The sequence below is a fragment of the Kutzneria viridogrisea DSM 43870 genome, from assembly GCF_000525635.1.
Lineage (GTDB): Bacteria > Actinomycetota > Actinomycetes > Mycobacteriales > Pseudonocardiaceae > Kutzneria > Kutzneria viridogrisea.
In genome coordinates this window covers 3,594,576-3,621,194 of the sequence record NZ_CP007155.1, presented here as the reverse complement: position 1 = coordinate 3,621,194, position 26,619 = coordinate 3,594,576, and the positions used below count along the sequence as shown (strand labels likewise).

The following is a 26,619-nucleotide window of genomic DNA, read 5'->3' as shown; positions in this document are numbered from 1 at the left end:
GTCCACTACAGCCCGTTGACTGTACCCACGCTCAGCCGCAGGTCGCCCGCTGACCTCCCGACTTCCAGCAGGTGAGGACCCGTGTCCTGCCGCCACCCGCCGACCCCGCTGTCCCAGACCCGGGTGGCGTCACCCGGCACGGTGACCCGCGCCAGCACCGACTCACCCGGTTCGGCGTGCACCTGGGCGAAGCCGACCAGCCAGCGGGCGGGCCGGTTCGGATCGGGCTCGCCGGGGGCGCAGTAGACCTGGACCACCTCGCGCCCGGCGCGCGGCCCGCTGTTGCGCAGCTCGACCTCCAGCGTGCGGCTCGCGGGGTCGAAGCGCGCGGACTCGTAGGTCCACTCGGTGTAGCCGAGCCCGTGGCCGAACCAGTGGGCCGGGGCCGTGCCCGCCCGCTGCCACGCCCGGTAGCCGATGAACACGCCCTCCTCGTAGTGGAGCACGCCCTGCTCGGGCTTGACCCGCACGACCGGGGCGTCGGCCAGGCGTGCCGGCCAGGTGGTGGGCAGCCGCCCGCCGGGTTCGCGGGCGCCCAGCAGCACCTCGGCCAGCGCCGTGCCCGCCGCCTGGCCGGGGAACCAGCTGAGCAGCACGGCGCCGGTCTGCTCCAGCCAGGGCATCTCCACCGGCGACCCGGCGTTGACCACCACGACGGTTCTGGGGTTGGCGGCGGCCACGCGGCGCACCAGCTCGTCCTGGCGGCCGGGCAGCGCCAGGTCGGTGCGGTCGAAGCCCTCGCTCTCCACCTCCTCGGTGGTGCTGACCACGACCACCGCCACGTCGGACTCGCGGGCCACCGCCACGGCCTGCTCGATCTGTGCGTCGGGCCCCGGCCCCGGTGCGGCGTGACCGAGCGCGGTCACCACGAACACGAACGGGCCAGCGCCGCCCTCGGCCAGCGTCAGGGGATGCAGCAGCAGGCTCACCCGCACCGTCTCCCCGGCGACCAGGTCGGTGCGGAACCGCCGTTCGCTCAGGTCCATGGCGGCGGTGAACGGGTCGTCCCCCTCGGGCAGGCTCACCCCGTCGAACAGGACGCGGCCGTTCACGGTCAGCACCGCCTCGCCCAGTCCGCGGAAGCCGAACTCGTGCGAGCCGCCGACCTCGGGGGTGAAGGTGCCGGTGAACTCCACGGCGCGGACCCGCTCGGCGTCCACCGCCTCGGGCACCTCGCCGATCCAGGTCAACCCGGCCTCGGGCACGGCGTAGGAGGCCAGCTCGGCGCCCGCACCGTCGCGGGCGACCAGCGTGAGCTCGAAGCCGTCCCGGGCAGGCGGCAGGGTGGTGCGCGGGTCGGCACCCACGCAGTAGCGCACCTCGGCCCCGGGCAGCACCGCGCGCAGGCCCGCCAGCGGAGACACGACCTCGCCGGGGAACACCGTGGCGCTGCCGCCGCCCAGGATCCGCGCCTCGTCGGCGGCGGCACCGATCACCGCGACGGTGCGCAGGTCCTCGGCACGCAGCGGCAACAGGGCGTTGTCGTTGCGGACCAGCACCGCCGAGCGCGCGGCGACCTCCCGGGCCACCTCGTTGCCGTCGAGTTCCTCGGGGGCGGTGAACCCGGAGGGCACCCCGTCGAGCGCGCCCACCCGTGCCGCCAGCAGCAGCACGCGGGCCACCATCGTGTCCACGACCTGTTCGGGCACGGCGCCCTCGCGCACGGCCTGCGCCAGCGCGGGCCCGTACACCGTGTGCGGGCCGGGCATCGCGAGGTCCATGCCGCCCAGCGCGGCGCGCACGGTGTCCCGCGCGGCGGTCCAGTCGGACACGATCACCCCGTCGAAGCCCCACTCCGCCCGCAGCACCTCGTTCTGCAACCGGGCGTGCTCGGTCATGGTGGAGCCGTTGACCCCGTTGTAGGCCGCCATCACGCCCCAGGGCCGGGCCTCCCGCACGATGATCTCGAACGGGCGCAGGTACAGCTCGCGCAGCGTGCGCTCCTCGGCCCGCACGTCCACGGTGTAGCGCTCGGTCTCGGAGTCGTTGGCCACGAAGTGCTTGACGGTGGTGGCCACCCCGCCCTCCTGCACACCCCGCACGTAGCCCGCGCCGATCAGCCCGGTGAGCAGCGGGTCCTCCGAGTAGCACTCGAAGTGTCGCCCGCCCAGCGGGGTGCGGTGCAGGTTGACCGTGGGCGCCAGCAGCACGTGCACGCCCTTGCGCCGGGCCTCCTGGGCCAGCAGCCGACCGGCTCTGCGGGCCAGCTCGGGGTCCCAGGTGGCCGCCAGCGCCGTGGGGCTGGGCAGCACCACCGAGGGGTCCTCGGGGGTCCAGCGCACCCCGCGCACGCCCACCGGGCCGTCGGACATCACCACCGAGCGCAGGCCGATCTCGGGCACCGCGGGCAGGGTCCAGATGTCCTGACCGGCCAGCAGCCCTGCCTTGGTGTCCAGGTCCAGCTTGCCGACCAGCTCGGCGATCGTGGCGTGCTGCTGCATCCGGCGACTCCTCGGCGTGGTGTGGGCGACTGGGGTCCACCTTGGCACGGACCACCGACAACCCGCTCGTGCCCGTGTCATGAAAGTGCCGTTCGGGACATCTGGTGTCGCAAACGGCACTTTCATGACACGCCCGGCCACTAGGATCGATCGACGTGGCCACGGGGAGGCACTCCAGCGCGCGGGCGGTGCTCATGACGCTGCTCGGCGAGTACGTACTGCACCACGACCGTCCGATGTGGACATCAGTTTTCGTGGACGCCTTGGCACGACTGGACATCGAGGAGAAGTCGGCCAGGCAAGCGCTCTCCAGGACGGCCGCGGCGGGCTGGCTGGAGTCCGAGCAGGTGGGCAGGCGGGCGCGCTGGTCGCTGAGCGCGGCGGCACGGGAGATGCTGGAGTCGGGCACCCGCCGCATCTACGGTTTCGGCACCGACCCCACCGAGTGGGACGGCCGCTGGCTGGTGCTGCTGGTGTCGGTGCCGGAGAGCAGGCGGGACCTGCGCAACCAGGTGCGGACCCGGTTGGCCTGGGCCGGACTGGGTTCACCCGAACCGGGGGTGTGGATCGCCCCGGACACCGCGCGGGAACCCGAGGTGCGGCGCATCCTGGCGGAGTTGGGCCTGACCGGCAGCGCGCGCTCGTTCACCGCCCGCTACGGCGGTATCGGCCAACAGGAGCAACTTGTCGCCGACGCCTGGGACCTGCGGGCGCTGGCCGAGGGCTACGCGGAGTTCACCGGGGAGTTCTCCGCGCCAGTCACCGATTCGGGTGACGCGGTGTGGAAAGCGCAGACCCGGCTGGTGCACCGGTGGCGAGCTTTTCCCGCGCTGGACCCGTGTTTGCCCGCGCGGCTGCTGCCCGCGGGCTGGCCGGGCGCGGCCGCGCTGTGGCTGTTCCAGCGCAGGCACGAGCAGTGGCACGAAGGCGCTCAGCGGAGGTGGCGGGAAATCCTTGCCTCGCACGAGGAACCGGGAACGTGACGGCCCCAACACCGCACGGCGGGTGAATTCCGGGTAAACTCCCTCGTTGGCCCGCACAGGTGATGCTGAGATGGACAGTCCACAGTGGACTTCCTAACCACCGGACGCCGGGCGAACCCGGTGTATCGGAGAGGCTGGATGACCGCAGTTCACCCCCCGCACGAGCTCGTCGAGACCTGGAGCGGGCCCAAGGCCCTGTTCCGCGCGGGCGCCACCACGGCGCCGCGCACCCTGCTGGACGTGCTGGCGCAGACCGCGCGGTTGCACCCCGCCGCGCCCGCCGTGCACGACGGCACCACCACCCTGACCTACCGCGCGCTGGCCGCCGAGGTGGACCAGCTGCGCGCCCGGCTGGCCGCCGAGGGCATCGGCGTCGGCGACCGCGTCGGCGTGCGCGTGCCCTCGGGCACCGTCGACCTGTACGTGTGCATCCTGGCCGTGCTCGCGGCGGGCGCCGCGTACGTGCCGGTGGACGCCGAGGACCCCGAGGAGCGCGCCGAGCTGGTGTTCTCCGAGGCCGACGTGTGCGCCGTGCTCGGCGAGCACCGCGCGCTGACCCGGCGCGGCACCCCGATGGGCGCGGTCGGCTCCCCCGGCCTGGACGACGACGCCTGGATCATCTTCACCTCCGGGTCAACCGGCAAGCCCAAGGGCGTCGCGGTCTCGCACCGCAGCGCCGCCGCCTTCGTGGACGCCGAGGCCCGGCTGTTCCTCACCGAGGAGCCGATCGGCCCCGGCGACCGGGTGCTGGCCGGTCTCTCGGTGGCCTTCGACGCCTCCTGCGAGGAGATGTGGCTGGCCTGGCGGCACGGAGCCTGCCTGGTGCCGGCGCCGCGCTCGCTGGTGCGCACCGGGGTGGACCTGGGCCCCTGGCTGGTGGACAACGAGATCACCGTCGTGTCCACGGTGCCGACCCTGGCCTCGCTGTGGCCCGCCGAGGCCCTGGAGGAGGTGCGCCTGCTCATCTTCGGCGGTGAGGCCTGCCCGCCGGAGCTGGCCGAGCGGGTGGCCGTGGAGGGCCGGGAGGTGTGGAACACCTACGGCCCCACCGAGGCGACCGTGGTGGCCTGCGCCGCGCAGCTGACCGACCAGGGGCCGGTGCGCATCGGCCTGCCGCTGGACGGCTGGGAGCTGGCCGTGGTCGACCAGCAGGGCGAGCTGGTGCCGATGGGCGAGAGCGGCGAGCTGGTGATCGGCGGGGTGGGCCTGGCTCGCTACCTGGACCGCGCCAAGGACGCCGAGAAGTTCGCCCCGCTGCCCGCGATGGGCTGGGACCGCGCCTATCGCAGCGGGGACCTGGTCCGCGCCGAGCCGGAGGGCCTGCTGTTCCTGGGCCGCGCCGACGAACAGGTCAAGCTGGGCGGCCGGCGCATCGAGCTGGGCGAGGTGGACGCCGCGCTACAGGCGCTGCCCGAGGTGATCGGTGCGGCCGCCGCCGTGCGCAACGGCACCATCCTCGTCGGCTACGTGGTGGCCACGCCCGAGTTCGACCAGGCCGCCGCCCTGGAGCGGCTGCGCGCGGCCCTGCCCGCGGCGCTGGTGCCGTTGCTGGCGGTGGTGGACACGCTGCCCACCCGCACCTCCGGCAAGGTGGACCGCAACGCGCTGCCCTGGCCGCTGCCCACCTCCGCCGACGCGCCCGCGCTGGCCGGTACCCAGGGCTGGCTCGCCGAGCAGTGGGGCGCCGTGCTCGGCGTGGCCCCGGTCGAGGCCGAGGCCGACTTCTTCGCCAGCGGGGGCGGCAGCCTGGCCGCCGCGCGGCTGGTCGGGCTGATCCGCCAGCGCTACGCCAGCGCCTCGGTCAGCGACATCTACCAGAACCCGACCGTGCGGGCGATGGCCGCGCGGCTGGACGAGTTCGACAGCGCCGCCGCCAGCAAGCGCATCGTCACGCCGACCCCGCGCAGCGCCGGGCTGGTGCAGACCCTGCTCCTGCTGCCGCTGTTCACGCTGGTGGGCCTGCGCTGGACCGTGGCGCTGGCCGCCGCGGGCAACCTGCTGTCCCTGTTGGACGGCTTCACCTGGCTGCCCACCGTGTCCTGGTGGTGGGTGCTGGCGGGCTGGCTGGCGCTGGTCCACCCGGCCGGTCGCACGCTCATCGCCGCCGGTGGCGCGCGACTGCTGCTGCGGGGCGTCAAACCGGGCAGCTACCCGCGTGGCGGCGGCGTGCACCTGCGGCTGTGGTTCACCGAGAAACTGGCCGAGTTCACCGGGGCCAGCGAGCTGACCGGCGCCTGGCTGACCCGCTACGCCCGCGCGCTGGGCGTGAAGGTGGCCGAGGAGGTGGACCTGCACTCGCTGCCCCCGGTGACCGGCATGCTCAAGCTGGGCAAGGGCTGCGCGATCGAGCCCGAGGTGGACCTGTCCGGGCACTGGCTGGACGGGGACCTGCTGCACATCGGCAAGATCCGGGTGGGCGCGGGCGCCACGGTCGGCGCGCGCAGCACCCTGTTCCCCGGGGCCCGCATCGGCAAGCGCGCCGAGATCGCGCCCGGTTCGGGCGTCACCGGCTCGGTGCCCGCCGGTCAGCGCTGGGCCGGGGTGCCCGCCAGCCGGGACGGCAAGGCCACCCGGCGCTGGCCCGCCAGCCGCCCGGCCCGGTTCCGCCGCTGGCAGTGGGCCTACGGACTGACCACCGGCGCGCTGTCCCTGGTGCCCGTGCTGGCCACGGTGCCCGCGCTGGCCGTCGTCGGCCTGTTCCTGCGCGGCGCCACCTCGGTGTCCTCCGCACTGGGCGGCGCCCTGCTGGCCGCGCCGCTGGCGACCCTGGCCTGGCTGGCCGCCTACGCGCTGGTCGTGCTCTGCGCGGTCCGGCTGCTGAGCATCGGCCTGCGCGAGGGCTACCACCCGGTGCACAGCCGGATCGCCTGGCAGGCGTGGACCACCGAGCGGCTGATGGACCTGGCCCGCGTGGCGCTGTTCCCGTTCTACGCCAGCCTGTTCACCCCCGTGTGGCTGCGGGCGCTTGGCATGAAGGTCGGCCGCAGGGTCGAGGCCTCCACGGTGCTGGCGCTGCCCTCGATGACCACCGTGGGCGACGGCGCCTTCCTCGCCGACGACACCCTGGTCGGCTCCTACGAGCTGGGCGGCGGCTGGCTGCGCATCGGCGAGGCGCGCATCGGCAAGCGCGCGTTCCTGGGCAACTCCGGCATGACCGCGCCGGGCCGCTCGGTGCCCAACCGCGGGCTGGTCGGCGTGCTGTCGGCCACCCCGAAGCGGGCCAAGGCGGGCAGCTCGTACCTGGGTATGCCGCCGATGAAGCTGCCGCGCGCCGTCGAGGAGGGCGACCAGAGCCGCACCTTCAAGCCGCCGCGACGGCTCGTGATCGCCCGCGCGCTGGTGGAGCTGTGCCGGGTGCTGCCGGTGATGGCCAAGTTCGCGCTGGCCGTGCTGACCGTGGCCGCCGTGGAGACCGTGGCGAGCCGGTACGGGTTCACCGTGGCGGGGCTGGCGGCCGGGCTGCTGCTGGTGGCCGGTGGCGTGCTGGCCTGCCTGCTGGCGATCGCCGCGAAGTGGCTGCTGGTCGGCCGGTTCCGCGCGGTCGAGCACCCGCTGTGGAGCTCCTTCGTGTGGCGCAACGAGCTGGCCGACACCTTCGTCGAGGTGCTGGCCGTGCCGCTGCTGGCCGGCCGGGTCGGCGGCACGCCCGTGATGTCACTGTGGCTGCGCGGGCTCGGCGCGCGCATCGGGCGCGGCGCGTGGGTGGAGACCTACTGGCTGCCCGAGGCGGATCTGGTCGACATCGGTGCCGGAGCGGTCGTGAACCGGGGGTGCGTGGTGCAGACCCACCTGTTCCATGATCGGATCATGCGCATGGACGAGGTGCGACTGGAGGACGGGGCGACCCTGGGCCCGCACGGCATCGTGCTGCCCGGGGCGGGGATCGGCGCGGGGGCCACCGTGGGCCCGGCGTCACTGGTGATGAGGGGCGAGCACGTGCCGTCGGACACGCGCTGGCTCGGCAACCCGATCTCCGCCTGGCGGACAAAGCGGTGAACGCGCAGCGCAAGGCCCCGGCCGCAGTGGCCGGGGCCGATCGTGGCATGGACTCCTACCTGCCCGAACACGGCAACGGCGGCTACCAGGTCCGGCACTACGACCTGGACCTGGACTACCGGCTCGGGCCGGGCCGGCTGTCGGGCCGCGCGCGGATCACCGCGGCGGCCGGTCCCTCGCTGTCGGCGTTCAGCCTGGACCTGGAGGACTCGTTCAAGGTCGGCCGGGTCACCGTCTCCGGCAAGGCCGCCCGCTACACCCACCGCGGCGGCAAGCTGCGCGTGCGCCCGGCCAAGCCGGTGCCCGCGGGCGCCGACTTCGTGGTGGACCTGCGCTACGTGGGCACCCCGGTGCCGGTGCGCAGCGCGCACTGGGGCGAGATCGGCTGGGACCAGCTCACCGACGGCGTGATCGTGGCCAGCCAGCCCATCGGGGCGCCCTCCTGGTTCCCCTGCAACAACACGCCCGCCGACAAGGCCGCGTACCGGATCTCGGTCACCACCGCCACGCCCTACACCGTGGTGGCCAACGGGGTGCTGGTCTCGCAGCGCACCAACGCCAGCACCACGACCTGGGTGTACGAGAGCACCGCGCCGATGGCCGCGTACCTGGCGACCGTGCAGATCGGCCAGTACGAGCTCGTGGACCTCGGGCCTGCCCAGCGCGCCGCCGTGCCGGGCAGGCTGCTGCCGGTGTTCGGGCACGACTTCGGCAGGCAGCCGGAGATGATGTCCGCCTTCGAGGCCCTGTTCGGGCAGTACCCCTTCGAGGAGTACACGGTCGTCGTGGTGGACGACGAACTGGACGTGCCGATCGAGGCCCAGGGCCTGTCGGTGTTCGGCACCAACCACGTGGACGGCTACCGCGGCGCCGAGCACCTGGTCGCGCACGAGCTGGCGCACCAGTGGTTCGGCAACAGCCTGACCGTCGCCGACTGGCGGCACATCTGGCTCAACGAGGGCTTCGCGACCTACGCCGAGTGGCTGTGGTCGGAGTGCTCCGGCGGCGTGCCCGCGGCCGGGCTGGCGGCCCGTTCTCGCTCCGAACTGGCCCGCCAGCGCCAGGACCTGCGGGTCTCCGACCCCGGCGCGCGCCGCATGTTCGACGACCGGGTGTACCAGCGCGGGGCGCTCACGTTGCAGGCCCTGCGCGTGGAGGTCGGCGACGACGCGTTCTTCGCCCTGCTGCGCGAGTGGACCCTGGTGAACCGGCACTGCACCGTCACGACCGAGCAGTTCACCACCCTCGCCCAACGCCACACCGACCGTCCGCTGGCGCCCCTGTTCCGGCGCTGGCTGCACGAGACCCCGATGCCGCTGGCGTAGGTCGCACGCAGGCGTTGACCAGTGGCGCGTACGGCGGGGCGGTGCTGGGCAGGCCGCGGTGCACCATCACCTCGCCCGCGGCAGCGCCCAGCGCCTCCAGTGCGCCCACCTCGACGTCCGTGGCGCAGTGGCACAGTGCCCAGTAGGCCCCGATCGCCCCGATCGGGGATTCGCGACGAATGGGGGTCATCACCAGGCTGCGCACGAATGTCGGCCGATAGGCCTTCTGCGGGATTCGCGAGTCCACGCGGATGTCCGGGATGACGACGGTCTCCCCGTTCAGCATCGCCCAACCGCTGATGCAGTTGGCCGCCGGGAATCGCATCCCCTTCCACAACGGGCTCATCGAGTCCTCATCCAGGTAGTAGCACTGGTCGCCCTCCAGCAGCACCATGGTGGCACCGTGCGCGTTGACCGCCCTGCGGGCGGCGCAGCGCACGATTTCCTGGACATCCTCCAGGGTTTTCGCCTCGCCGAGTTGACAGATTGCCTGGTCGATCACATCGTCCGCGTTCGCCGCCACTGCCGTTCTCGATTCGCTTCACAAACCCGAGACACATGGGTGATCGACTACTTTTGACAAACCGAACAAGACGACTTGATTGAACCTTGCACAGCTTCAGCTGCGCCAGTACCGCCATGAGTGCTGGCCAGAAGTTCCCATTGTCCAGTTGTCGACAACCTGCGGAGTGCTAGTCCTCAGCGACGGCTGCCGCGGCATTGACCAGACCGTGGCCGAAGTAGCTGGTCTGGCCGTCACGGGTGACGCAGGGCGAGCCGGTCGGGCAGGCAGCGGGCGTGGCGGTGCGGAACAGTTGCGCCTTGATCCGTTCGGCGCTCCAGCGCGGGTGCTCGCTGGCGATCAGCGCGGCCACACCGACGGTGTGCGGGGCCGACATGGAGGTGCCGCTGGCGGGGCGGTAGCCGTTGCCGGGCCACGTGGACCAGGTCCGCACGCCGGGTGCGGCCAGCGCGACGGGCCCGATGCCGTAGTTGGAGAAGCTCGCCTTGGCCAACTTCTCGTCCACGGCGCCGGTGCCGATGACCCCGGGCAGTTCGTGCGGCAACCGGATGCACTCGTTGCTGATCTCCCGGTGCACCGGGCTGCTGTCGTACGGGCTCTCGTCATCGGTCTTGCGGTTGGTCAGGTCGATGCCCGCGTTGCCCGCCGAGGCCACGACGAGCACCTCGTTGCGCTGCGCGTAGGACACGGCCCGGCCCACGGCGAGCCGGATCGCGGCCTGGTCCACCTGGTCGGGACAGCTGTAGCGCCACGGGTTGAGCCGGTAGCTGTTGTTGACCACGCGGAACCCGTGCTCGGCGGCCCAGACGAAGCCGCACACCATGCTCTCCGGGGTCTCGGTGTCGTCCAGTTCGGCCATCTTCACCGCGGCCACCCGCACGTCCGGCGCGATGCCCACGACCCCGAAGCCGTTCTCGGCGGCGGCGATGGTGCCCGCGACGTGCGTGCCGTGGCCGTCCAGGGTGGGACGCCACGCCCCGCGTCCCCGGTCGGCCCAGCCGGACAGGCAGGACACGGAGTTGCGCGTGTCCACGGCCTCCGCCAGGTCGGGGTGCGTGTCGTCCACGCCCGTGTCCAGCACGCCGACGATCACGCGTCGGCTGCCGGTGGTCACCTCGTGCGCCTTGGCCAGGCCCAGCGCGGGCACGTCCCAGGCCGTGCCCTCGGCGGGCGGCGGGGTGCTCGGCGCGGCGGGCCCGGTGTACTCCAGGTCCCGGCGTGGCGCGAACCAGCCCGCCGCGATCTTGGCGGTGCGGGTCGCGCCCACGGCCGCGATCCCAGGCGTGGCACGGACCTTCGCGGCGAAGTCCTCGCGCGCGGAGTAGGCCACGAGGACGCCGACCTGCGGGTAGGCCGACACCACCGTGCCGCCCGCGCCACGGATCACGCGCTCGGCCCGCCAGGTGCTGAGCCGGTCGGCGCCGGTCACCACCACGTGCGGCAGCACCAGTTGGCCCGGGTCGGCCGCCGCGGCGGGCTCGCTGGTGGGCGCGGGTTCGGCCTGCGCGACCGGGGCCGCCAGCAGCAGTCCGATCGCCGACAACACAGTCAGGGTGCGGGTCATCACGGCGCGCAGCCTAGGGAGGACCGGGACAAATCGCATCGGCTGAACGTATGTACTATGTGGTTCGTACTTTCGTGGGAAGGGATTCACCGTGCGCGTGGACATCTGGTCGGATCTGGTGTGCCCCTGGTGCTACGTGGGCAAGCGCCGGTTCGAGCGCGCGCTGGCCGAGTTCGAGCACCGCGAGCAGGTCGAGGTCGTGCACCACTCGTTCCAGTTGGACCCCGGCTTTCCCGCTGGCCAGTCCAAGCCCCAGGTCGAGGTGCTCAGCGCCAAGTACGGCATGTCCCCCGCCGAGGCCGAGGCGGTGGAGGCGAACATGGAACGGACCGCCGCCGAGGACGGGCTGGACTACAACCTGACGGGCATCCGCACCGGCAACACCGTGGACGCACACCAGCTGGTGCACCTGGGCGCGCGGGAAGGCTTGGCGGACAAGGTGATCGAGCGGCTGTACCGGGCGCACTTCACCGAGCAGCGGTCCCTGTTCGACCACGACTCGCTGGTCGCGCTGGCCGAGGAGGCGGGGCTGGACTCGCGGGAGGCCCGCCGGGTGCTCACCGAGGGCACCTACGCCCAGGCCGTGGCCGAGGACGGGCGGCAGGCCCAGCAGCTGGGTGCCACCGCCGTGCCGTTCTTCGTGATCGACGAGCGCTACGGGGTCTCCGGCGCGCAGCCCGCCGAGCTGTTCGGCAAGGCGCTGACCCAGGCCTGGCAGGAAACCCGAGGCTAGTGCGGTGTCCGGCAACCCTCGGACACCGCACTAGATCCAGCGCTCCTCGACGGCCTTCAACGCGAGCTGGAAGCGGCTCGTCGCTCCGGTGACCGCCATCAGCCGCTCGATCCTGCGGGTGACGGTCCGCCTGCTGATGCCGAGGTTGCGCGCGGCGATCTCGTCGGTGGCCCCGGCGGCGAGCAGCCTCAGCAGCTGCCGCTCGCCGGAGTGGATCCCGTGCGTCGAGCCGCCGGTTCCGGTCAGCGGGGTGGCCACCCGCCAGCACGCCTCGAACAGGGCGGCCAGCGCGGGCAGCAGGCTGCACCGGCGGACTAGCAGGGCGGTGCGGTTGTAGTCGGAATCGGCTGAGCTGAAGGAGACCAGCGCCACCCGGTCGTCGACGATCATCAGCTTCACCGGGACCGAGGCGACCACCCGCGCCTGCTCCCCGGCGGCGATGCACGGCTGGATGTTCTGCCGGTACCGCTGCGCGTCCTCCACCGAGGCCTGGGCGTAGACGACCCGGTGCACCACCCCGCGGGCCAGGTTGGCGATCTCGGCGGGGTTGTCGTAGCTGGGGGCCCCGTACGGCGCGGTGTCCAGCGCGCGCACCCGGTGCACGGCGCTCTGCTGCAACTCGATCACCGCGCGCTGCACGGTGTCGTCGGTGAGGACCTCGACCACCTCGGGTCCGGCCACCACCCCGGTGCCGCGGCGGTAGGTCTCGTAGCGGGCGATGGCGCTGTGCGCGGCGACGGCGAACTCGGCCTCGCGGCGACGGGCCAGCAACGCGAGCGCGGAGGCCGGGTCGAGCGGGGACACGGCCTGCTCCGGCGCGGGCAGGGTCGCCATGCCGAGTTCGGCCAGGTCCAGCACGGCCCCGCGGACCCCGTCGACCGGCCGGTCCAGCTCGGCGGCCAGCGCCTCCGGTGTGCGGGCCCCGCTGTGCAGCAGGTGGGCGTAGACCTCGGCGGCGAACTCGCCCAGCCCGAGGCTGTGCAACTGAAGCGGCAGGGGCTCCAGGGCGACCACGTCCCTTCGACATCCGTGGCGTGTCAGCGCCAGTGGCGCACAAGCGCCACCACCCGCCTCGCGCCGAGCGTATAACCATCACAGCGCACACATTCCCTGATTGCCAAGACGCATTCCCTGCACGACAGATTCCGATTCAGTGGGCCACCGTGCGCAGCCCTTCCCTGCACTGAAGGATGATCAATGTTCAAAACTGTTGTGGGCAAGGCCGTGCTCGCGGCCGCCATTTCGACAAGCCTCGTCGCCCTCGCTCCCACCGCATCCGCGGCTCCCGCGCCGCTGCACGGAATGGGGGCCAAGACCGGCCACTCGCATTCCCACCGGACGGCGCCCGCGGCCGCCCCGGCGCGCGCGGCGGCGCTGGCCGCCGCCTCGGCACCGGCCAGCTGGACCCTGGCGGACTACGCGCTGACCCCCGGCGACCAGGGCCAGGTCAACTCCTGTGTGTCCTGGGCCATCGCGCACAGCGCCATGGGCCTGCTGGAGAACGAGCAGGGCATCACGGGTGGCCCCAACGCGCCGATGTACAGCTACGCCCAGCTGGTGCGCGGCCAGAACGTCGGGACCTGGCCGGAGGACACCCTGGACATCGCCTACAACCAGGGCATCGACTCCGAGTCCGACTACTGGCAGGGCGACTACGACTACACGACCCAGCCAACGAGAGCTCAACGCGCGAACGCGTGGAACTGGCACATCTCCGGCTACAGCAACCTGCGTACCGGGAGCGGATTACGGACCGATGTCCAGAATGCCATTTCCCAGGGGAACCCGGTCATCTTCTCCTTCGACGTGTACCCCTCGTTCGACAAGCTGAAGGGCCAGGCCGCGCGGGATTACAGCTACCGGCCCGGCGCCAGCGAGAAATCGGTGGGCAGCCACGAGGTGACGATCATCGGCTACAACTCCCAGGGGGTTCGCGTGGAGAACTCCTGGGGCACCGGCTGGGGTGACGGCGGGTTCGTCAACCTGTCCTGGAGCTACCTCACCAGCGCAGTGCTGGACGCGCACAGCGTGGGCGCCCTCGTGACCTCCTGAGGCCGTGGCCGGTGGTGGGCCCGCCCGCCACCGGCCGACCGGGCTCAGTCGGTCCAGATCGGGGCGTGCCGGTCGGCCCAGCCGCACTGGGCCTCCAACTGGGCGCTGAGCGAGATCAGCGTGGCCTCGTCGGCGGGCCGCCCGGCGAGCATCACGCCGATGGGCAGGCCGTCCTCGGTCCAGTGCACCGGCAGCGAGATCGCGGGCTGACCGGTGACGTTCTGCGCCGGGGTGAAGGGCACGAACTGCTCGGCGCGGGCGAACTCCTCCGCGGGGTCGCCGGTCTCGGTGAACCAGCCAGCGGGCCGGGGTGGCAGGGCCAGGGTCGGGCAGAGCACCACGTCGTACTGCGCGGTCTGGTCGAGGATGGTCCGCGCGGCGGTCTGCACGGCACCGAGCGCGGCGGCGAACTGGGCAGCGGTCACGGACTTGCCGTGCTCGCGCAGGGTCCTGGTCACCGGCCGCAGCGCCTGCTCCGACTCGGGCGGCACCGGGACGCCGACGGCGAGCACCGCCCACAGCGTGAGGAACAGCCCGCTGAACTCCGGGCCCACCGGGTAGGTGATGTCCTCCACCACGTGCCCGGAGTCCGTGAGCAGGTCGGTGGCGATCTCGCAGGCCCGCACGCACTCGGGGTCGACCGGCACCCCGGTCGGCGCCGCGGTGAACCGGCCGATGCGCAGCCTGCCCGGCTCGCGCTCGGCGTAGGAGGCGAAGCTGTCGGCGGGCCGCGAGATCGGCACCAGCGCGCCGGGCGCGTAGTCGGCCAGCACGTCGAGCGTGGCAGCGGCGTCGCGCACGGTCCTGGTCAGCATGCCGCGCACCGACAACCGGCCCGCGTCGCCGGGCATCGGCCCGCCCGAGACCCGTCCCCAGGAGGGTTTCAGGCCGACCAGCCCGCACACGCTGGCCGGGATGCGGATCGAGCCGCCGCCGTCGCTGCCCTGGGCCACCGGCACGAACCCGGCCGCGACCGCCGCACCCGCTCCCCCGCTGGAGCCGCCCGCCGAGTGGTCCAGGTTCCACGGGGTGCGCGTTTCGATGCCCAGGTCCGTGGCGCTGTGCGGGGTGAGCCCGAACTCCGGGGTAGCCGTCTTGCCCAGGCTGATCATGCCCGCCCCGGCCAGCGCTTCCACCACGTGCGCGTCCACCGGGGGCACGAACTGGGCCATCGGCGCGCTGCCGAAGGCCGTGGGCACGCCCGCGGTGATGTCCAGGTCCTTGATCGCCGTGGGCACGCCGTGCAGCGGGGGCAGCTGCTCGGCGGGCGTGTCCAGCACCGCCTGCTCGGCCGCGCGGGCCTGCTCGCGCGCGGACTCGGCGGTGACCGTGACGAACGCGCCCACCTTGGCGTCCAGGCGGGCGATCCGGTCCAGGTGGTGCTCGACCAGCTCCACCGGGCTCACCTCGCGGGAACGCACCCGCGCGGCCTGCTCCAGTGCGGTCAACTCGTGCAGCTCTGCCATCAGCACATGTAAGCCGATGCACACACCGCGTGCAATAGTGCGTGCACAGATGCTCGCAATAGACTGCCCACATGCGGCACCGGTGGAGCAGGCAGACCATCCTCGACGCGGCCGTGGAGCTGGTGTCCAACGCGGGCGGCGTCGACTCGTTCAGCATGCGCAAGCTGGCCGCCGAGCTGGGCACCGACTCCTCCAGCCTGTACCGGCACTTCCGCAACCGCACCGAGCTGCTGCTCGCGGTCATCGACCACGTGCTGATCCAGGCCATGGCGGGCTACCAGCGGCGCGGGGACTGGCGCGAGCGGATCACCGAGGTGGCGCTGCGCGTGTGGGACGCACACGCCGCACTGCCCCAGCTCGCCGCGGACTTCAGCCGCTACCCCGCCAGCGGGCCGGGCACCCGGCTGGTGATCGAGGAGCTGTTGCAGGCCCTGCACGACGCCGGGGTGCCCGAGGAGCGCGTCCCCGAGTGGTACCAGCGGCTGGCGACGATGGCCGTGTCGCTGATCTCCGCGCACGCCGCCGCCCGCACCCGTGGCCCGCGCGAGGTCGAGCAGGGCCTGGAGACCTTCCGCGTGATCACCCTGGGCGCCGACCCGGTCGGTTTCCCCGCGCTGGCCCGCTACGGCCCGCGCATCGCCCCCGTCGGCTTCGACCGGGACGGTTTCCGCGCCACCGTCGAGGTGCTGCTGGACTCGGTGCCCGCGGGCCGTGGGTAGGCTCGGTGGCATGAGCATCCTGGACGTGGAGCTGCGCACCCTCGACGGGCAGACCACCACCCTGTCCGCGCTGGGCGGCAAGGCCCTGCTGATCGTCAACGTGGCCTCGAAGTGCGGGCTCACCCCGCAGTACGCCGGACTGGAGCGGTTGCAGGAGCGCTACGCCGAGCGCGGGCTGACCGTGGTCGGCTTCCCGTGCAACCAGTTCATGGGCCAGGAACCGGGCAGTTCCGAGGAGATCGCCACGTTCTGCTCCACCACCTACGGGGTCACCTTCCCGATGATGGAGAAGATCGAGGTCAACGGGACGGACCGGCACCCGCTCTACGCCGAGCTGACCGCCAGCGCCGACGCCGAGGGCACCGCCGGTGACGTGCAGTGGAACTTCGAGAAGTTCCTCGTCACCGCCGAGGGCTCGGTGGCCGCCCGCATCCGCCCCCGCACCGAGCCCGAGGACCCCGCCGTCATCGAGGCCATCGAGAAGGCCCTGGCGGGCTGAGGCCGTATGTCATGAAGGTGCCGTTCGCGGCGTTGAACGCCGCGAACGGCACCTTCATGACATGTCAGTACGGGTCGGTGCGGCTCAGCTCTCCGGGGTGGCGGCGCCGACCTTCGTCTCGTTGTTGACGAAGATCTGCTTGCCGTCCCAGCGGATCGAGAACAGCATCGGCTGCTTGACCTTGGAGTTGTCCTTCTTGGTGATGTGCGCGTCGGCCACCACCACGTAGACATCGCCACCCTTGGACTGCACATTGCTCAGGCTGATCGACTGCATCGAGCTGGCCAGGGTGGACTTCCAGGCGCTCTCGCTCCCCAGCTTGGCCTGGTAGTCCGGTGTGTACATGGCCCACGCAGCGGCCAGGTCACCCGAGGGGAGCTGCGAGTACAGGTCGCGCACGAGCTGCACGCTCTGCTCAGCCGTCGGATCGCTGGTCACCGGCTGGCGAGAGGGCAGCGTCGATGCGGTCGTGGACGGCCCGCTGGTGGCCGAGGTGCCGCCGCCCTGGGAACCGCCACCGGTACCGCCGTTGTTCTGCTGCTTCGAGTTGAGCATCTGCACCACGAGCACGCCGACCACGGCGGCGGCGACCACGGCCAGGGCCACGCCGATGGCGGCGCCGCGGTTGAGCTTCGAGGGCTCGGGCTCGCCCACCGGGCGCTGCTGCGGGGGACGCACCGGGGGCAGCGCGGCGGTGCTGGTGGCCCGCGAGGGCGGCTGCTGGCGCGGCGGCGGGGGCTGGTGCGGGCGCTGCTGGGCGGCGACCGTGGCGGGCGCGGGCTGGTGGGCGACGAAGCTGGGGGCGTGCTGGCCGCTGGCGACCGCGCCCATGGCCTCGCGCACGGCGTTCATGTCCACCCGCTCGGTGGGCTCGGCGGCGAGCAGCTCCATCAGCGGGGTGGTCAGCAGGCCGGCCTGCTGCGGCGGGGTGATCTGCCCGGAGGCCACCTTGTGCAGCAGCGCCAACGGGTTGTCGCTCAGGCCGAACGGCGGGACGCCCTCCACGGCGGCGTAGACCGTGGCGGCGAGGGAGAACACGTCGGAGGCCGGGGTCGGGTCGTGTCCCTTGGCGATCTCCGGCGCGAGGTAGGCCGGGGTGCCCGCGAGCATGCCGGTCGCGGTGACCGTGCCATCGCCAGCGGCGCGCGAGATGCCGAAGTCGGTGATCTTCACCGTGCCGTCCTCGCCCAGCAACACGTTGCCCGGCTTGACATCCCGGTGCACGATGCCCGCGGCGTGCGCGGCTGCCAGCGCGGAGGCCACGTGCATGCCGATGCGGGCGGCCTCCTGCGGTGGCAGGCTGCCGCGCTCGTCGAGCACCGCGGACAGGCTCTTGGAGGGCACGTACTCCATGACCAGCCACGGCATGCCGTCGCCCTCGTCGACCACGTCGAACACCGACACGGCGTTGGGGTGCTGGAGCCGCGCGGCGATCCGGCCCTCCCGCATGGCCCTGCGCTTGGCCTCGTCGGCCTCGGCCTCGCTCTGCCCCGGCTGGAGCAGCAACTGCTTGACCGCGACGGTCCGGTACAGCAGCTCGTCGTGCGCCTGCCACACCACACCCATCGCCCCACTGCCGATCCGTCGGCCCAAGCGGTAACGCCCAGCGACTACCCGGCCATCGACGGTCACGCCATCTCCTCGTTCCTGGTTGCGTGCTCCCCGAAAGGGCACCGCGGCAAGCGGCTGCGACGGCGCGAAGCCGGCAAGGGGCAGCCGCCGTAGAGGATACCCACGCCCGTGCGGGCGGAGGCATTGACACGGCGCGAACCGGGGGTCACCGTTGCGCGCACCGCGGAATACCCGCGAATGCACGAGGTGGGTTCGATGAGACGAAGATCTGTGCGCGCCCTGGCCGCACTGTCCCTGCTGGGCCTTTCGGCCTGTTCGGTCAGCGCCGCTGAGCCATCCGCACCAGCGGGCGCGCTGACCGTGTGGTTGATGGCCGACAGCGCCCCGCCCGGCGTGGTCGCCGAGGTGAACAAGCAGTTCCAGACCCTGCACCCCGGGGTGCGGGTCACCGTGCAGACCATCGCCTGGTCCGGCAGGGCCACCCGGTGGGAGGCGGGCATGGCCAGTGCCACCCCGCCGGACGTGGTGGAGATGGGCAACAGCGACGTGGTCGCCTACGCGGTGGGCGGCAAGCTGACCGACCTGAGCGGCCGGGACTTCGAGAACTCCGAGACCTGGCTGGCCGGCCTGCGCGAGGCGGGCACCTCCAGCGGCAAGCTCTACGGCGTGCCCTACTACGGCGGCGCCCGCGTGGTCATCTACCGCAAGGACCTCTGGCAGCGCGCCGGCCTCGGTCAGCCACCCGGCACCGTGGCCGAGCTGCGCGCCGACGCGCTCAGGCTGATGGCCGCCAACCCGGCCCCCGACTTCTCCGGGCTGTCGCTGCCCGGCCGCTACCAGTACGCCGGTCTGTCCTTCGTGTTCGACGCGGGCGGCTCCATCGCCACCCAGCGGGACGGCAAGTGGGTGGGAGCGCTCTCCACGGCCAAGTCCGTCACCGGGTTGCAGAACTGGCTGTCGCTGGCCACCGCCGTGTCCCGGGTGCCCGCCGACGCCGACGAGACCACCAACGTGGACCAGCTGGGCACCGGCAGGGCCGCCATGGTCATCGGCCAGGGCTCCACCGCGGCGCAGGTCGCGCAGAAGTACCCGCAGCTGGGCGAGCAGCTCGGCGTGTTCCCGCTGCCGGGTGTGAGCGGACCGGCCCCGGTGTTCCTCGGCGGCTCGAACCTGGTGGTGCCCAAGACGACCCAGCGCACCGCGCTGGCCGCCGAATGGATCAAGCTGATCACCGGGACGCAGTACGAGGGGCTGCTGGGGCAGAGCGGGCTGGTGCCCAACAGCAGCGCGCTGTCGACCATGGTTGGTGGCATCACCGCGGTGGAGCTGGCCGCGGCCCAGCACAGCTGGTTCACCCCGGCCTCACCCCGCTGGTCGGCGGTGGACAACGCGAACATCGTGCAGAACATGTTCCAGTCCATCCGCAGCGGCTGGGTCACTCCCGCCGCCGCTGCGGCCACCGCGGACGAGAAGATCACTCAGTTGCTGAACTCCACCGGGTGAGCCACCTTCACGCCCACTTGTTGAGGTGCAGCACCTCGTCCAGGGGTTGCCGGGGTGCGGGCTTGAAGCCGGTGCCGGTGTGGTGGGCGGTGGGGATCAGGGCGCCCTGGTGCACGTCGGCGGGCAGCCCGAGGATCTCGGCGACCTCGCGCTCGTGGGCCAGGTGCAGCGTGGTCCACGCGGTGGCCAGCCCGCGAGCGCGGGCGGCGAGCATGTAGCTCCAGGCGGCGGGCAGCAGCGAACCCCACAGGCCCGCCTGGTTGCCCTCGGGCAGCCCGCCGCCGGGCACCCGCAGGCACGGGATCACCAGCACGGGCACCCGGCCCATCACCTCGGCCAGGTGCGCCACGCTGGAGTGCACCCGCTGCTGCACGGCGCTGCGCTCGGGGTCCTGCTCGTGCAGCCGCCCGGCGGCCCCCGGTGAGTCCAGGTACTCCAGGCAGGCCCGCCGGTACACCTGGCCCACGGCGGCGCGCTGGTCCGGGTCGGTGAGCACGAGCCAGTGCCAGCGCTGGGCGTTGGACCCGCTGGGCGCCTGCAGGGCCACCTCCAGGCAGTCGCGCACCACGGCCAGGTCCACCGGCCGGTCCAGGTCCAGCCTGCGCCGCACGGATCGGGTTGTGGTCAGGACGGCCCGCGCCGACATCTCGCTCATACACCTAGGACTACCAGCGGAAATGCCACCGCGTCCAGGTACCTGAACTGCGTTCACCGTGAAGCGCCACTACACGTGTTCGTGGTTGAATACCCGCACCGCCGCGTCCTGTCGTGCACCGAGGAGGACGCATGAAGCTCGCAGCCGCGCTCACCGCGCTGGTCATGAGCAGCACGATCCTGGTGGGTACCGCCTCGGCGGAGCCGCACCAGTGCCCGGTGGTCGCGCCGATGCAGGCCGCCGACGCCTACTGGGTGGCCAACGGCCCCGACCAGGCGAGCAACTCCTGGCAGAACGCCACCTTCCATGTGGGCAACCTGGCGTTGGTGCGCACCAGCGGGGAGTCCAACCACAAGACCCTGCCCTGGGCCCAGGCCAACAAGTTCGGGTTGCAGACCGACCCGAAGCGGCCGTTCTTCCCCGACTTCGAGGCGGCCGGCGAGGCCTACCTGGACCTGTACACCTACTTCCACCCGGACCCGCCGAGCCTGGCCGCGCTGCGCCAGCGGGTCGCCGAGGAGGTGGCCAGCGTGAACCAGGGCCACACCTCGTACTGGAACTACGTGGACGCGTTGAACATGGCGATGCCCTCCTTCGCACGGCTTGGCGTGCTGGACAACAGTGAGGCCGACCTGGCCGCGATGCAGAAGCTGTTCCACTACACCGAGAAGCAGGCTGGCGGGCACGGCCTGTTCGACGAGCGCACCGGGTTCTGGTGGCGGGACGCGGGCTTCGTGGGCACCAACACGTACTGGTCGCGGGGCAACGGCTGGGCGATCTCCGCGCTGACCAAGGTGCTGCAGGCACTGCCCGCCACCGACCCGCGCCGCCCGGAGTACGTGCGGGTGTTCACCAAGATGGCGGCGGCGCTGAAGTCGGTGCAGCGCGCGGACGGGTTCTGGAACGTCAACCTGGGCAACCCGCAGGACCACCCGGGTCCGGAGACCAGCGGCACCGCCTTCTTCACCTACGGCCTGGCCTGGGGTGTGAACGCGGGCCTGCTGCCGGCGGCCACCTACAAGCCGGTGGTGGACAAGGCGTGGACCGCGCTGACCACCAAGGCGTTGCAGCCCAGCGGTCTGCTGGGCTACGTGCAGGGCGTGGGCGCCAAGCCCTCGGACCACCAGCCGGTGAGGGCCACCGACACCGCCGCCTACGGGGTGGGCGCGTTCCTGCTGGCGGGGCAACAGGTCGCGAAGTCGACCACGGGCTGCTGATCAACCTCTACCATGCGCGCCATGACCCGCCGCGCGCTGATCATCGCCGTCGACACCTACGACCACAGCGGTCTGCGGCAGCTCGGCTCCCCGGTGCACGACGTGCAGGCGCTCACCGGGGTGCTGGGCGATCCTCAGCTCGGCGCGTTCGAGGTGACCGTCAGCCACAACCAGCCCGCGCACGTCATCCGGGGTGAGGTGGCCGACTTCTTCGCCACGGCCGAGCGGGACGACGTGCTGCTGCTGCACTTCGCCTGCCACGGCCTCAAGAGCGCCAACGGCGAGTTGTACCTGGCCGGTGCGGACACCGAGCCGCACCGGCTCACCGCCACCGGGCTGCCCGCCCGGTTCGTCAACGAGGAGATGACCGGCAGCCGGGCGAACCGGATCGCGCTGCTGCTGGACTGCTGCTACGGCGGGGCCTTCGCCAAGGGCACGGTGGTGCGCGCCGCCGCGGACGCCGTGGACGTGCAGGAGTCCTTCCCACAGCCGCAGGACCGCGGCCGAGTGGTGATCACCTCCACCACGGCGACCCAGTACGCCTTCGAGGGCGAGGCACTGGCCGGGTCCGGGCAGCAGCCCTCGGTGTTCACCAGCGCCGTCGTGCGAGGCCTGGCCACCGGTGAGGCGGACGCCAACGGGGACGGCGAGGTCGACCTCACCGAACTGTTCGACTACGTGCTCTCCCAGGTGCGGCAACGGACTTCGGCGCAGACCCCGAGCAAGTGGGAGTCCGGGGTGCAGGGCCGGATCCGGGTGGCGTGGACCCCCGCGGCCAGTCGGATCACGGCGCGGCCCGTGCCCGAGCAGTTGGCCGCGCAGTCGGCCGCCCCGCTGGTGGACGACCGGCTCGGCGCCGTGTCGCAGCTGCGCGCGATCCTGTTGGGCGAGGACGTGTCCGCGGCGGCCGGGGCGCTGGAGGTGTTGCAGCGCATGACCTCCGACGACAGCATCAGCGTGCAGACCAGTGCCGCCAACGCGATCGCCGAGGCCCAGCTGCGGCCAACCGTGCCGGGGGTGGACCTCACCGAGGAGCCGCAGCAGGTGGTGCAGCTGGTCGGATCCGCGCTGTCAAGGCACTTCCGGGCAACGACCACCGATCCTTGGCTGCGCATCGAGCAGTCCGGCACGGCGTTGCGGGTCACCGTGGACCCCGGCGCGCTGCCCGAGGGGTACGGGGAGCTGCGCGGGTCGATCTCGATCACGACGAAGATCGGGCAGTTCAGCGTGCCGGTGCTGTGCCGCCCCGCGGCCCGCTGGTGGCCACGTGCCACGGTCGGCATGCCGGACCTGGGCTTCGCGCGGCGCTGGCAGGCCCTCGCCGCGATCTCGGTGGTGCTGTGCGCGACCACGCTGGGCATCACCGGGGACATGCTGCACGCCTCCAGCCTGCTCGGTCTGCTCTACAACGTGCTGCTGTTCGGCCTGCTCGCCACCGGGCTGGTGCTGATGGAGCGCGAGGGCTCCCAGCGGGTCGTCGGCCACGGGATCGTCACCGCGTACGCCGCGTTCTTCCTCGCCGACGGGGTGATCTCCCTGCACGGCAGGTCCTCCGCGGTGGCCTGGCTGGAGTTTCTCGCCGTGGTGGCGTTCCTGGCCGCGCTGGGCATCCGGCTCTGGCCGTTGCGCGAGGTGCCGCGCAGGTTGGACCTGGTGCCGCCCACGGTCCGCCCGCTGGCCTGGGTGCCCATCGGGGCCGCCGCTCTGCAACTGTTCCTGCTGTTCGTGGCGATCCCCTCGCAGGAGTACGGCAGCACGCTGGCCGACGCGACCGGGGTGCTCGGCGGGCTGCTGGCGGTGCTGCCGACCGCGGGGCTGTGCCTGTACGCCGTGCTGAGCCGTCGGCTGACCGCGGACCAGAACCTGTTCGTGCGCGCCGCGCTGGTCACGCTCGTGGCGCCCGAGTTGTTCCTCATGCTCAGCTCGCTGCTGATGGGTCCGGCGTTCACCTACCTGGGCAACGACGTGTGGGGCGCGGGGCTGTCCGCGGGCTGGTGGGTGCTGCTGCGGGCGATCGTGCTGGCCGCGCAGGCCGGGACGACCTGGGTGGTGCTGCGCGGCAGGCTACGGTGATCGAATGCGCGCGGTGGTGTACGAGCAGTTCGGGGCGATGCCCGAGGTGCGCGAGGTGGCCGATCCGGCGCCCGCGCGCGACGGGGTGGTGATCGGCGTGGAGGCCACCGGCCTGTGCCGCAGCGACTGGCACGGCTGGCAGGGCCACGACTCGGACATCCGCGTGCTGCCGCACGTGCCGGGGCACGAACTGGCCGGGGTGGTGCAGGCCGTGGGCGCCGAGGTCACGCAGTGGCGTGCCGGGGACCGGGTCACCGTGCCGTTCATCAGCGCCTGCGGGCGGTGTGCCTCGTGCGCGGCCGGTGACCAGCAGGTGTGCCAGCGGCAGACCCAGCCGGGCTTCACGCACTGGGGCTCGTTCGCCGAGTTCGTGGCAGTGGACCACGCCGAGGTCAACCTGGTGCGGCTGCCCGAGGACATGCGCTACTCCACCGCGGCGGCACTGGGGTGCCGGTTCGCCACGGCGTTCCGGGCCGTCGTCGCGCACGGCCGGGTGGAACCGGGTCAGTGGGTGGCCGTGCACGGCTGCGGCGGGGTGGGCCTGTCCGCGGTGATGATCGCGGCGGCGGCCGGGGCACGGGTGGTGGCGGTGGACCTCTCGCCGGGTGCGCTCGCGCTGGCCGCCGAGTTCGGCGCCGAGGTGTGCGTGGACGGCGGCGCCGTCGCGGACGTGCCCGCGGCGATCGTCTCGGCCACCGACGGCGGGGCGCACGTCTCGCTGGACGCGCTGGGCAGCCCGGCCACCTGTGCCGCCTCGATCCTGGGCCTGCGCAGGCGCGGGCGGCACGTGCAGGTCGGCCTGCTGCCCCCGGCCGCGGGCCCCGCCGTGCTGCCCATGGAGCGGGTCATCGGCTGGGAGTTGCAGGTGCTGGGCAGTCACGGCATGGCCGCGCACGCCTACCCGTCAATGATCGGCATGGTCGGCGCCGGCACGCTGCGCCCGGACCGGCTCATCGCGCGCACCATCGGCCTGGCCGAGGCGGGACCGGCGCTGGCCACCATGCACACGGCCCCGCCGACCGGCATGACGATGATCAGCCCGAGGGGTGCGGCGTGACCGGGGTGCTGGTCATCGGTGGCGGCATCGCGGGTACGGCCGCGGCGCTGGCCCTGCACAAGGCCGGGGCCGAGGTCACCGTGTTCGAGGCCCAGCCGGTGGCCGACGAGGACATCGGCGCGTTCCTGACCCTGGCCAGCAACGGCACCTGGGCGCTCACGCAGATCGACTGCGCCGAGCCGGTGCACCGGGTCGGCTTCCCGCTCACCGCGATGCGGCTGACCGGCCAGGACGGCGCCCAGTTGGCCGCGGCGCCCATGGGTGACCCCGCGAACCCCGTGCGCTGCCTGCGGCGTGCCGAGCTGGGTGCCGCGCTGCGCGAGGAGGCGGGCCGCCGCGGCATCGACCTGCGGCACGGCAAGCGGCTCACCGGGATCAGCCAGGACGAGCACGGGGTCACCGCGAGCTTCGCGGACGGCAGCACGGCCACCGGCTCGCTGCTCGTCGGCGCGGACGGGCTGAACTCCGTGGTGCGGGCCGGTGCGGGCCGTCCCCGCTACGCGGGCCAGCGGGTCTACTACGGCTACACCACCGAGGCCGCGCCGCCGCACGAGCCCGCACGGATCGAGATGATCCGCGGCAGCAGGTCCTCGATGGGCTACGCCGTGTCCCCCGCCGGGCAGACCTACTGGTTCCTCCGCGTGCCCGCCGAGCAGCTCTCCGGTGCCGAGATCGCCGCTGCCACGCCCGCGAGCCTGCGCGAGCACCTGCTGCCCCTGGTGAGCCTGGACCAGACCCCGGCCGCGGACATCGTCGCGGCCACCGGGGAGCAGTTGATGGTCACCAACGCCCGTGACCTGCCCGAGGGCCTGCGCTGGCGGGACGGCCGCGTGCTGCTGATCGGCGACGCCGCGCACGCCGCCTCCCCCGCCACCGGCCAGGGCGCCTCGATGGCCCTGGAGGACGCCGTGGTGCTCGGCAAGTCAATTCGAGACTTGGGTCTCAGTTCGGCGGCGCTGGCGGCCTACGAGCGGATCCGCCGCCCCCGCGTGGAGCAGAACATCGCCACCAGTGCCCGCATCACCGCCGCCCCGACCAACTCCCCCGCCACACCCGCCAGGCGCCCGCCCGTCGACCCCGAGGTGCTCGCCATGCTGGACTGGAACGCCCCGGTCAGCCCGTGAGCGGCACGCCGAACTCCGCGCGGCACGCGGCGTCCACGGCGGCGTGGAACTCGGCGATGTGCTTGCGCAGCCACGGGGTGCTGACCTCGCGAGTCCACGAGTCCGGGGCGAACACCGAGCCGAGCCGCCAGCCCTGACCACTGCGGCGGATACGGACGGCACCGTGCTCGATCATGCTGTCGTCGAGGTAGCCGAACTCCCCCTTGCCGTCCCAGGCGAGCAGCTGGCGGGCCAGCTCGGCCACCGTGAAGTAGGACTCGGCGTAGAGCACCCGCTCGCCGTCGGTCAGGGCGAAGTCGGCCTCGGCGTTGTAGTACAGGTCGGTCCGGTTCGCGATCGGGTGCCCGCCGCCGTTGTGCAGTCCGGTGAAGCTGAGCATCAGGGCTTGAACTCGCTGGCCCCGCCCAAGGCGTGCAGCTTGTTCAACTCCTCGGCGATCTTCTTGTACTCGGCGGCCCTGCGGGCGCTGTAGGCATCGTCCCCGCTTGGCTTGGTGCCCAGCGGCAGGATCGGGTCGGTGACCTCGTGCTCCACCCGGAACGCCAGCACCAGGTGCGCGGCCTTCACCCAGGGCTCGGGGTCGGGTCGCGGCATGGAGCCCACGGCGGCCTGCAACCACGGCGGCAGCGACTCCCCCGCGCCCACGTGCGCGGCCAGCCGCTGCTTGGTCACCAGGCTGATCCTGCCCCGGGCGGCGGTGATCTCGTCCTTGCTGGGCCCGGACGCCTGCTCGGCCTCCTCCAGCTTCTGCAGGTCGGCCTCGACCAGGCGCTGGGCCGCCTCCACGGTGGCCCACTTGGGCTGCACCTGCTTGGGGGTCAGGTTCACGTAGGACTCACCGCCGGGCCGCCGCGAACGGCCCTTGCCCAGCTGGCCCTGCACCTCCATGACGCGCCTGCGCAGCACCATGGCCTGCTCGGCGGTCAGCTGGCGGAGTTCGGCCTCGCGGGCCGCGGCCAGCACCTGCACGGCACCGGCCAGCTCCTCGTCCACCTCGTCCAGCGCGCGCTTGCGGTGCCCGCCCCGCTGCACCAGCGCGGTCAGCGCACTGACCTGCTCGCGCAGCTCGGCGATGCCCTCCTGCAACTCGGCGATGCTGGCCTCGGACACGGCCACC

The 26,619-nt window shown here is 72.7% G+C and carries 21 protein-coding genes; 12 read left to right on the top strand and 9 right to left on the bottom strand.

Annotated elements, in window-relative coordinates; all coding sequences use genetic code 11:
* Positions 1 to 5: 5 nt before the first annotated feature.
* Positions 6 to 2,441 carry a glycoside hydrolase family 3 protein gene (locus tag KALB_RS16270; protein ID WP_025356773.1) on the bottom strand — a complete coding sequence of 812 codons (2,436 nt, stop codon included), beginning with the start codon at positions 2,439 to 2,441 and terminating at the stop codon, positions 6 to 8.
* Between the two features lie 155 nt (positions 2,442 to 2,596).
* Here KALB_RS16270 and KALB_RS16265 point away from each other — a divergent pair, with 155 nt between their 5' ends.
* From KALB_RS16265 to KALB_RS16255, 3 genes are all read left to right on the top strand, one after another.
* The gene (locus KALB_RS16265; RefSeq protein WP_236650269.1) at positions 2,597 to 3,424 is read left to right on the top strand and encodes a PaaX family transcriptional regulator; all 828 of its coding nucleotides are present in this window, start codon (positions 2,597 to 2,599) and stop codon (positions 3,422 to 3,424) included.
* A 138-nt stretch (positions 3,425 to 3,562) separates the two neighbouring features.
* On the top strand, positions 3,563 to 7,420 hold the full coding sequence (locus KALB_RS16260; RefSeq protein WP_025356771.1) for a Pls/PosA family non-ribosomal peptide synthetase: 3,858 nt from the start codon (positions 3,563 to 3,565) through the stop codon (positions 7,418 to 7,420).
* Positions 7,421 to 7,467: 47 nt separating this feature from the next.
* On the top strand, positions 7,468 to 8,745 hold the full coding sequence (locus KALB_RS16255; protein WP_042222162.1) for a M1 family metallopeptidase: 1,278 nt from the start codon (positions 7,468 to 7,470) through the stop codon (positions 8,743 to 8,745).
* Here the strand turns inward: KALB_RS16255 and KALB_RS16250 are convergent.
* Together KALB_RS16250 and KALB_RS16245 are read right to left on the bottom strand one after the other, a co-directional pair.
* Complete coding sequence (locus KALB_RS16250) at positions 8,657 to 9,268, bottom strand: GAF domain-containing protein (RefSeq protein ID WP_025356769.1); 612 nt, start codon at positions 9,266 to 9,268, stop codon at positions 8,657 to 8,659. The two genes, KALB_RS16255 and KALB_RS16250, sit on opposite strands and share 89 nt — an antisense overlap.
* A 169-nt stretch (positions 9,269 to 9,437) precedes the next feature.
* Positions 9,438 to 10,832, bottom strand: coding sequence for a S8 family peptidase (locus KALB_RS16245; protein WP_025356768.1), 1,395 nt, complete (start codon positions 10,830 to 10,832; stop codon positions 9,438 to 9,440).
* A gap of 91 nt (positions 10,833 to 10,923) precedes the next feature.
* On the opposite strand from KALB_RS16245, the gene KALB_RS16240 reads away from it, so the two are divergent.
* On the top strand, positions 10,924 to 11,565 hold the full coding sequence (locus tag KALB_RS16240; RefSeq protein WP_025356767.1) for a DsbA family oxidoreductase: 642 nt from the start codon (positions 10,924 to 10,926) through the stop codon (positions 11,563 to 11,565).
* A gap of 30 nt (positions 11,566 to 11,595) precedes the next feature.
* Here the strand turns inward: KALB_RS16240 and KALB_RS16235 are convergent, their stop codons facing one another.
* Positions 11,596 to 12,579, bottom strand: a complete 984-nt coding sequence (locus KALB_RS16235; protein ID WP_025356766.1) for a helix-turn-helix transcriptional regulator — start codon at positions 12,577 to 12,579, stop codon at positions 11,596 to 11,598.
* A 183-nt stretch (positions 12,580 to 12,762) separates the two neighbouring features.
* Between KALB_RS16235 and KALB_RS16230 the strand changes: the two genes are divergently transcribed.
* Positions 12,763 to 13,617, top strand: a complete 855-nt coding sequence (locus tag KALB_RS16230; protein WP_042220398.1) for a C1 family peptidase — start codon at positions 12,763 to 12,765, stop codon at positions 13,615 to 13,617.
* Positions 13,618 to 13,661: 44 nt separating this feature from the next.
* Here the strand turns inward: KALB_RS16230 and KALB_RS16225 are convergent, their stop codons facing one another.
* On the bottom strand, positions 13,662 to 15,083 hold the full coding sequence (locus tag KALB_RS16225) for an amidase (protein WP_025356764.1): 1,422 nt from the start codon (positions 15,081 to 15,083) through the stop codon (positions 13,662 to 13,664).
* A 71-nt stretch (positions 15,084 to 15,154) separates the two neighbouring features.
* Here KALB_RS16225 and KALB_RS16220 point away from each other — a divergent pair, with 71 nt between their 5' ends.
* Positions 15,155 to 15,802: a TetR/AcrR family transcriptional regulator gene (locus tag KALB_RS16220; RefSeq protein WP_025356763.1), complete on the top strand. Its 648-nt coding sequence runs from the start codon at positions 15,155 to 15,157 to the stop codon at positions 15,800 to 15,802.
* 10 nt (positions 15,803 to 15,812) lie between these two features.
* Entirely contained in the window at positions 15,813 to 16,301 is a 489-nt protein-coding gene (locus KALB_RS16215; RefSeq protein ID WP_025356762.1) for a glutathione peroxidase, read from the top strand.
* A gap of 84 nt (positions 16,302 to 16,385) precedes the next feature.
* Here KALB_RS16215 and KALB_RS16210 read toward each other — a convergent pair whose 3' ends face one another.
* Entirely contained in the window at positions 16,386 to 17,933 is a 1,548-nt protein-coding gene (locus KALB_RS16210) for a serine/threonine-protein kinase (protein ID WP_025356761.1), read from the bottom strand.
* Between the two features lie 195 nt (positions 17,934 to 18,128).
* Between KALB_RS16210 and KALB_RS43945 the strand changes: the two genes are divergently transcribed.
* Positions 18,129 to 19,376, top strand: a complete 1,248-nt coding sequence (locus KALB_RS43945) for an extracellular solute-binding protein (RefSeq protein ID WP_158510751.1) — start codon at positions 18,129 to 18,131, stop codon at positions 19,374 to 19,376.
* 7 nt (positions 19,377 to 19,383) lie between these two features.
* On the opposite strand, the gene KALB_RS16200 is transcribed toward KALB_RS43945, so the two are convergent.
* A complete protein-coding gene (locus KALB_RS16200) occupies positions 19,384 to 20,022 on the bottom strand; it encodes a nitroreductase family protein (protein ID WP_025356759.1) in 639 nt (212 codons plus the stop codon).
* A 140-nt stretch (positions 20,023 to 20,162) separates the two neighbouring features.
* On the opposite strand from KALB_RS16200, the gene KALB_RS16195 reads away from it, so the two are divergent.
* The 4 genes from KALB_RS16195 to KALB_RS16180 are packed head-to-tail and all read left to right on the top strand — an operon-like array spanning position 20,163 to position 25,502.
* On the top strand, positions 20,163 to 21,248 hold the full coding sequence (locus tag KALB_RS16195; protein WP_025356758.1) for a glycoside hydrolase family 88 protein: 1,086 nt from the start codon (positions 20,163 to 20,165) through the stop codon (positions 21,246 to 21,248).
* Positions 21,249 to 21,269: 21 nt separating this feature from the next.
* Complete coding sequence (locus KALB_RS43940; protein ID WP_051913028.1) at positions 21,270 to 23,321, top strand: caspase family protein; 2,052 nt, start codon at positions 21,270 to 21,272, stop codon at positions 23,319 to 23,321.
* Between the two features lie 4 nt (positions 23,322 to 23,325).
* Positions 23,326 to 24,378 carry a zinc-dependent alcohol dehydrogenase family protein gene (locus KALB_RS16185; protein ID WP_025356756.1) on the top strand — a complete coding sequence of 351 codons (1,053 nt, stop codon included), beginning with the start codon at positions 23,326 to 23,328 and terminating at the stop codon, positions 24,376 to 24,378.
* Entirely contained in the window at positions 24,375 to 25,502 is a 1,128-nt protein-coding gene (locus KALB_RS16180; protein ID WP_025356755.1) for an FAD-dependent oxidoreductase, read from the top strand. The genes KALB_RS16185 and KALB_RS16180 overlap by 4 nt, the downstream gene beginning before the upstream one ends.
* Here KALB_RS16180 and KALB_RS16175 read toward each other — a convergent pair.
* Together KALB_RS16175 and KALB_RS16170 are read right to left on the bottom strand one after the other, a co-directional pair.
* The gene (locus KALB_RS16175) at positions 25,492 to 25,881 is read right to left on the bottom strand and encodes a DUF7878 domain-containing protein (protein WP_025356754.1); all 390 of its coding nucleotides are present in this window, start codon (positions 25,879 to 25,881) and stop codon (positions 25,492 to 25,494) included. The genes KALB_RS16180 and KALB_RS16175 overlap by 11 nt on opposite strands.
* On the bottom strand, positions 25,881 to 26,612 hold the full coding sequence (locus tag KALB_RS16170; RefSeq protein WP_148309487.1) for a hypothetical protein: 732 nt from the start codon (positions 26,610 to 26,612) through the stop codon (positions 25,881 to 25,883). The genes KALB_RS16175 and KALB_RS16170 overlap by 1 nt, the downstream gene beginning before the upstream one ends.
* Positions 26,613 to 26,619 lie beyond the last annotated feature (7 nt).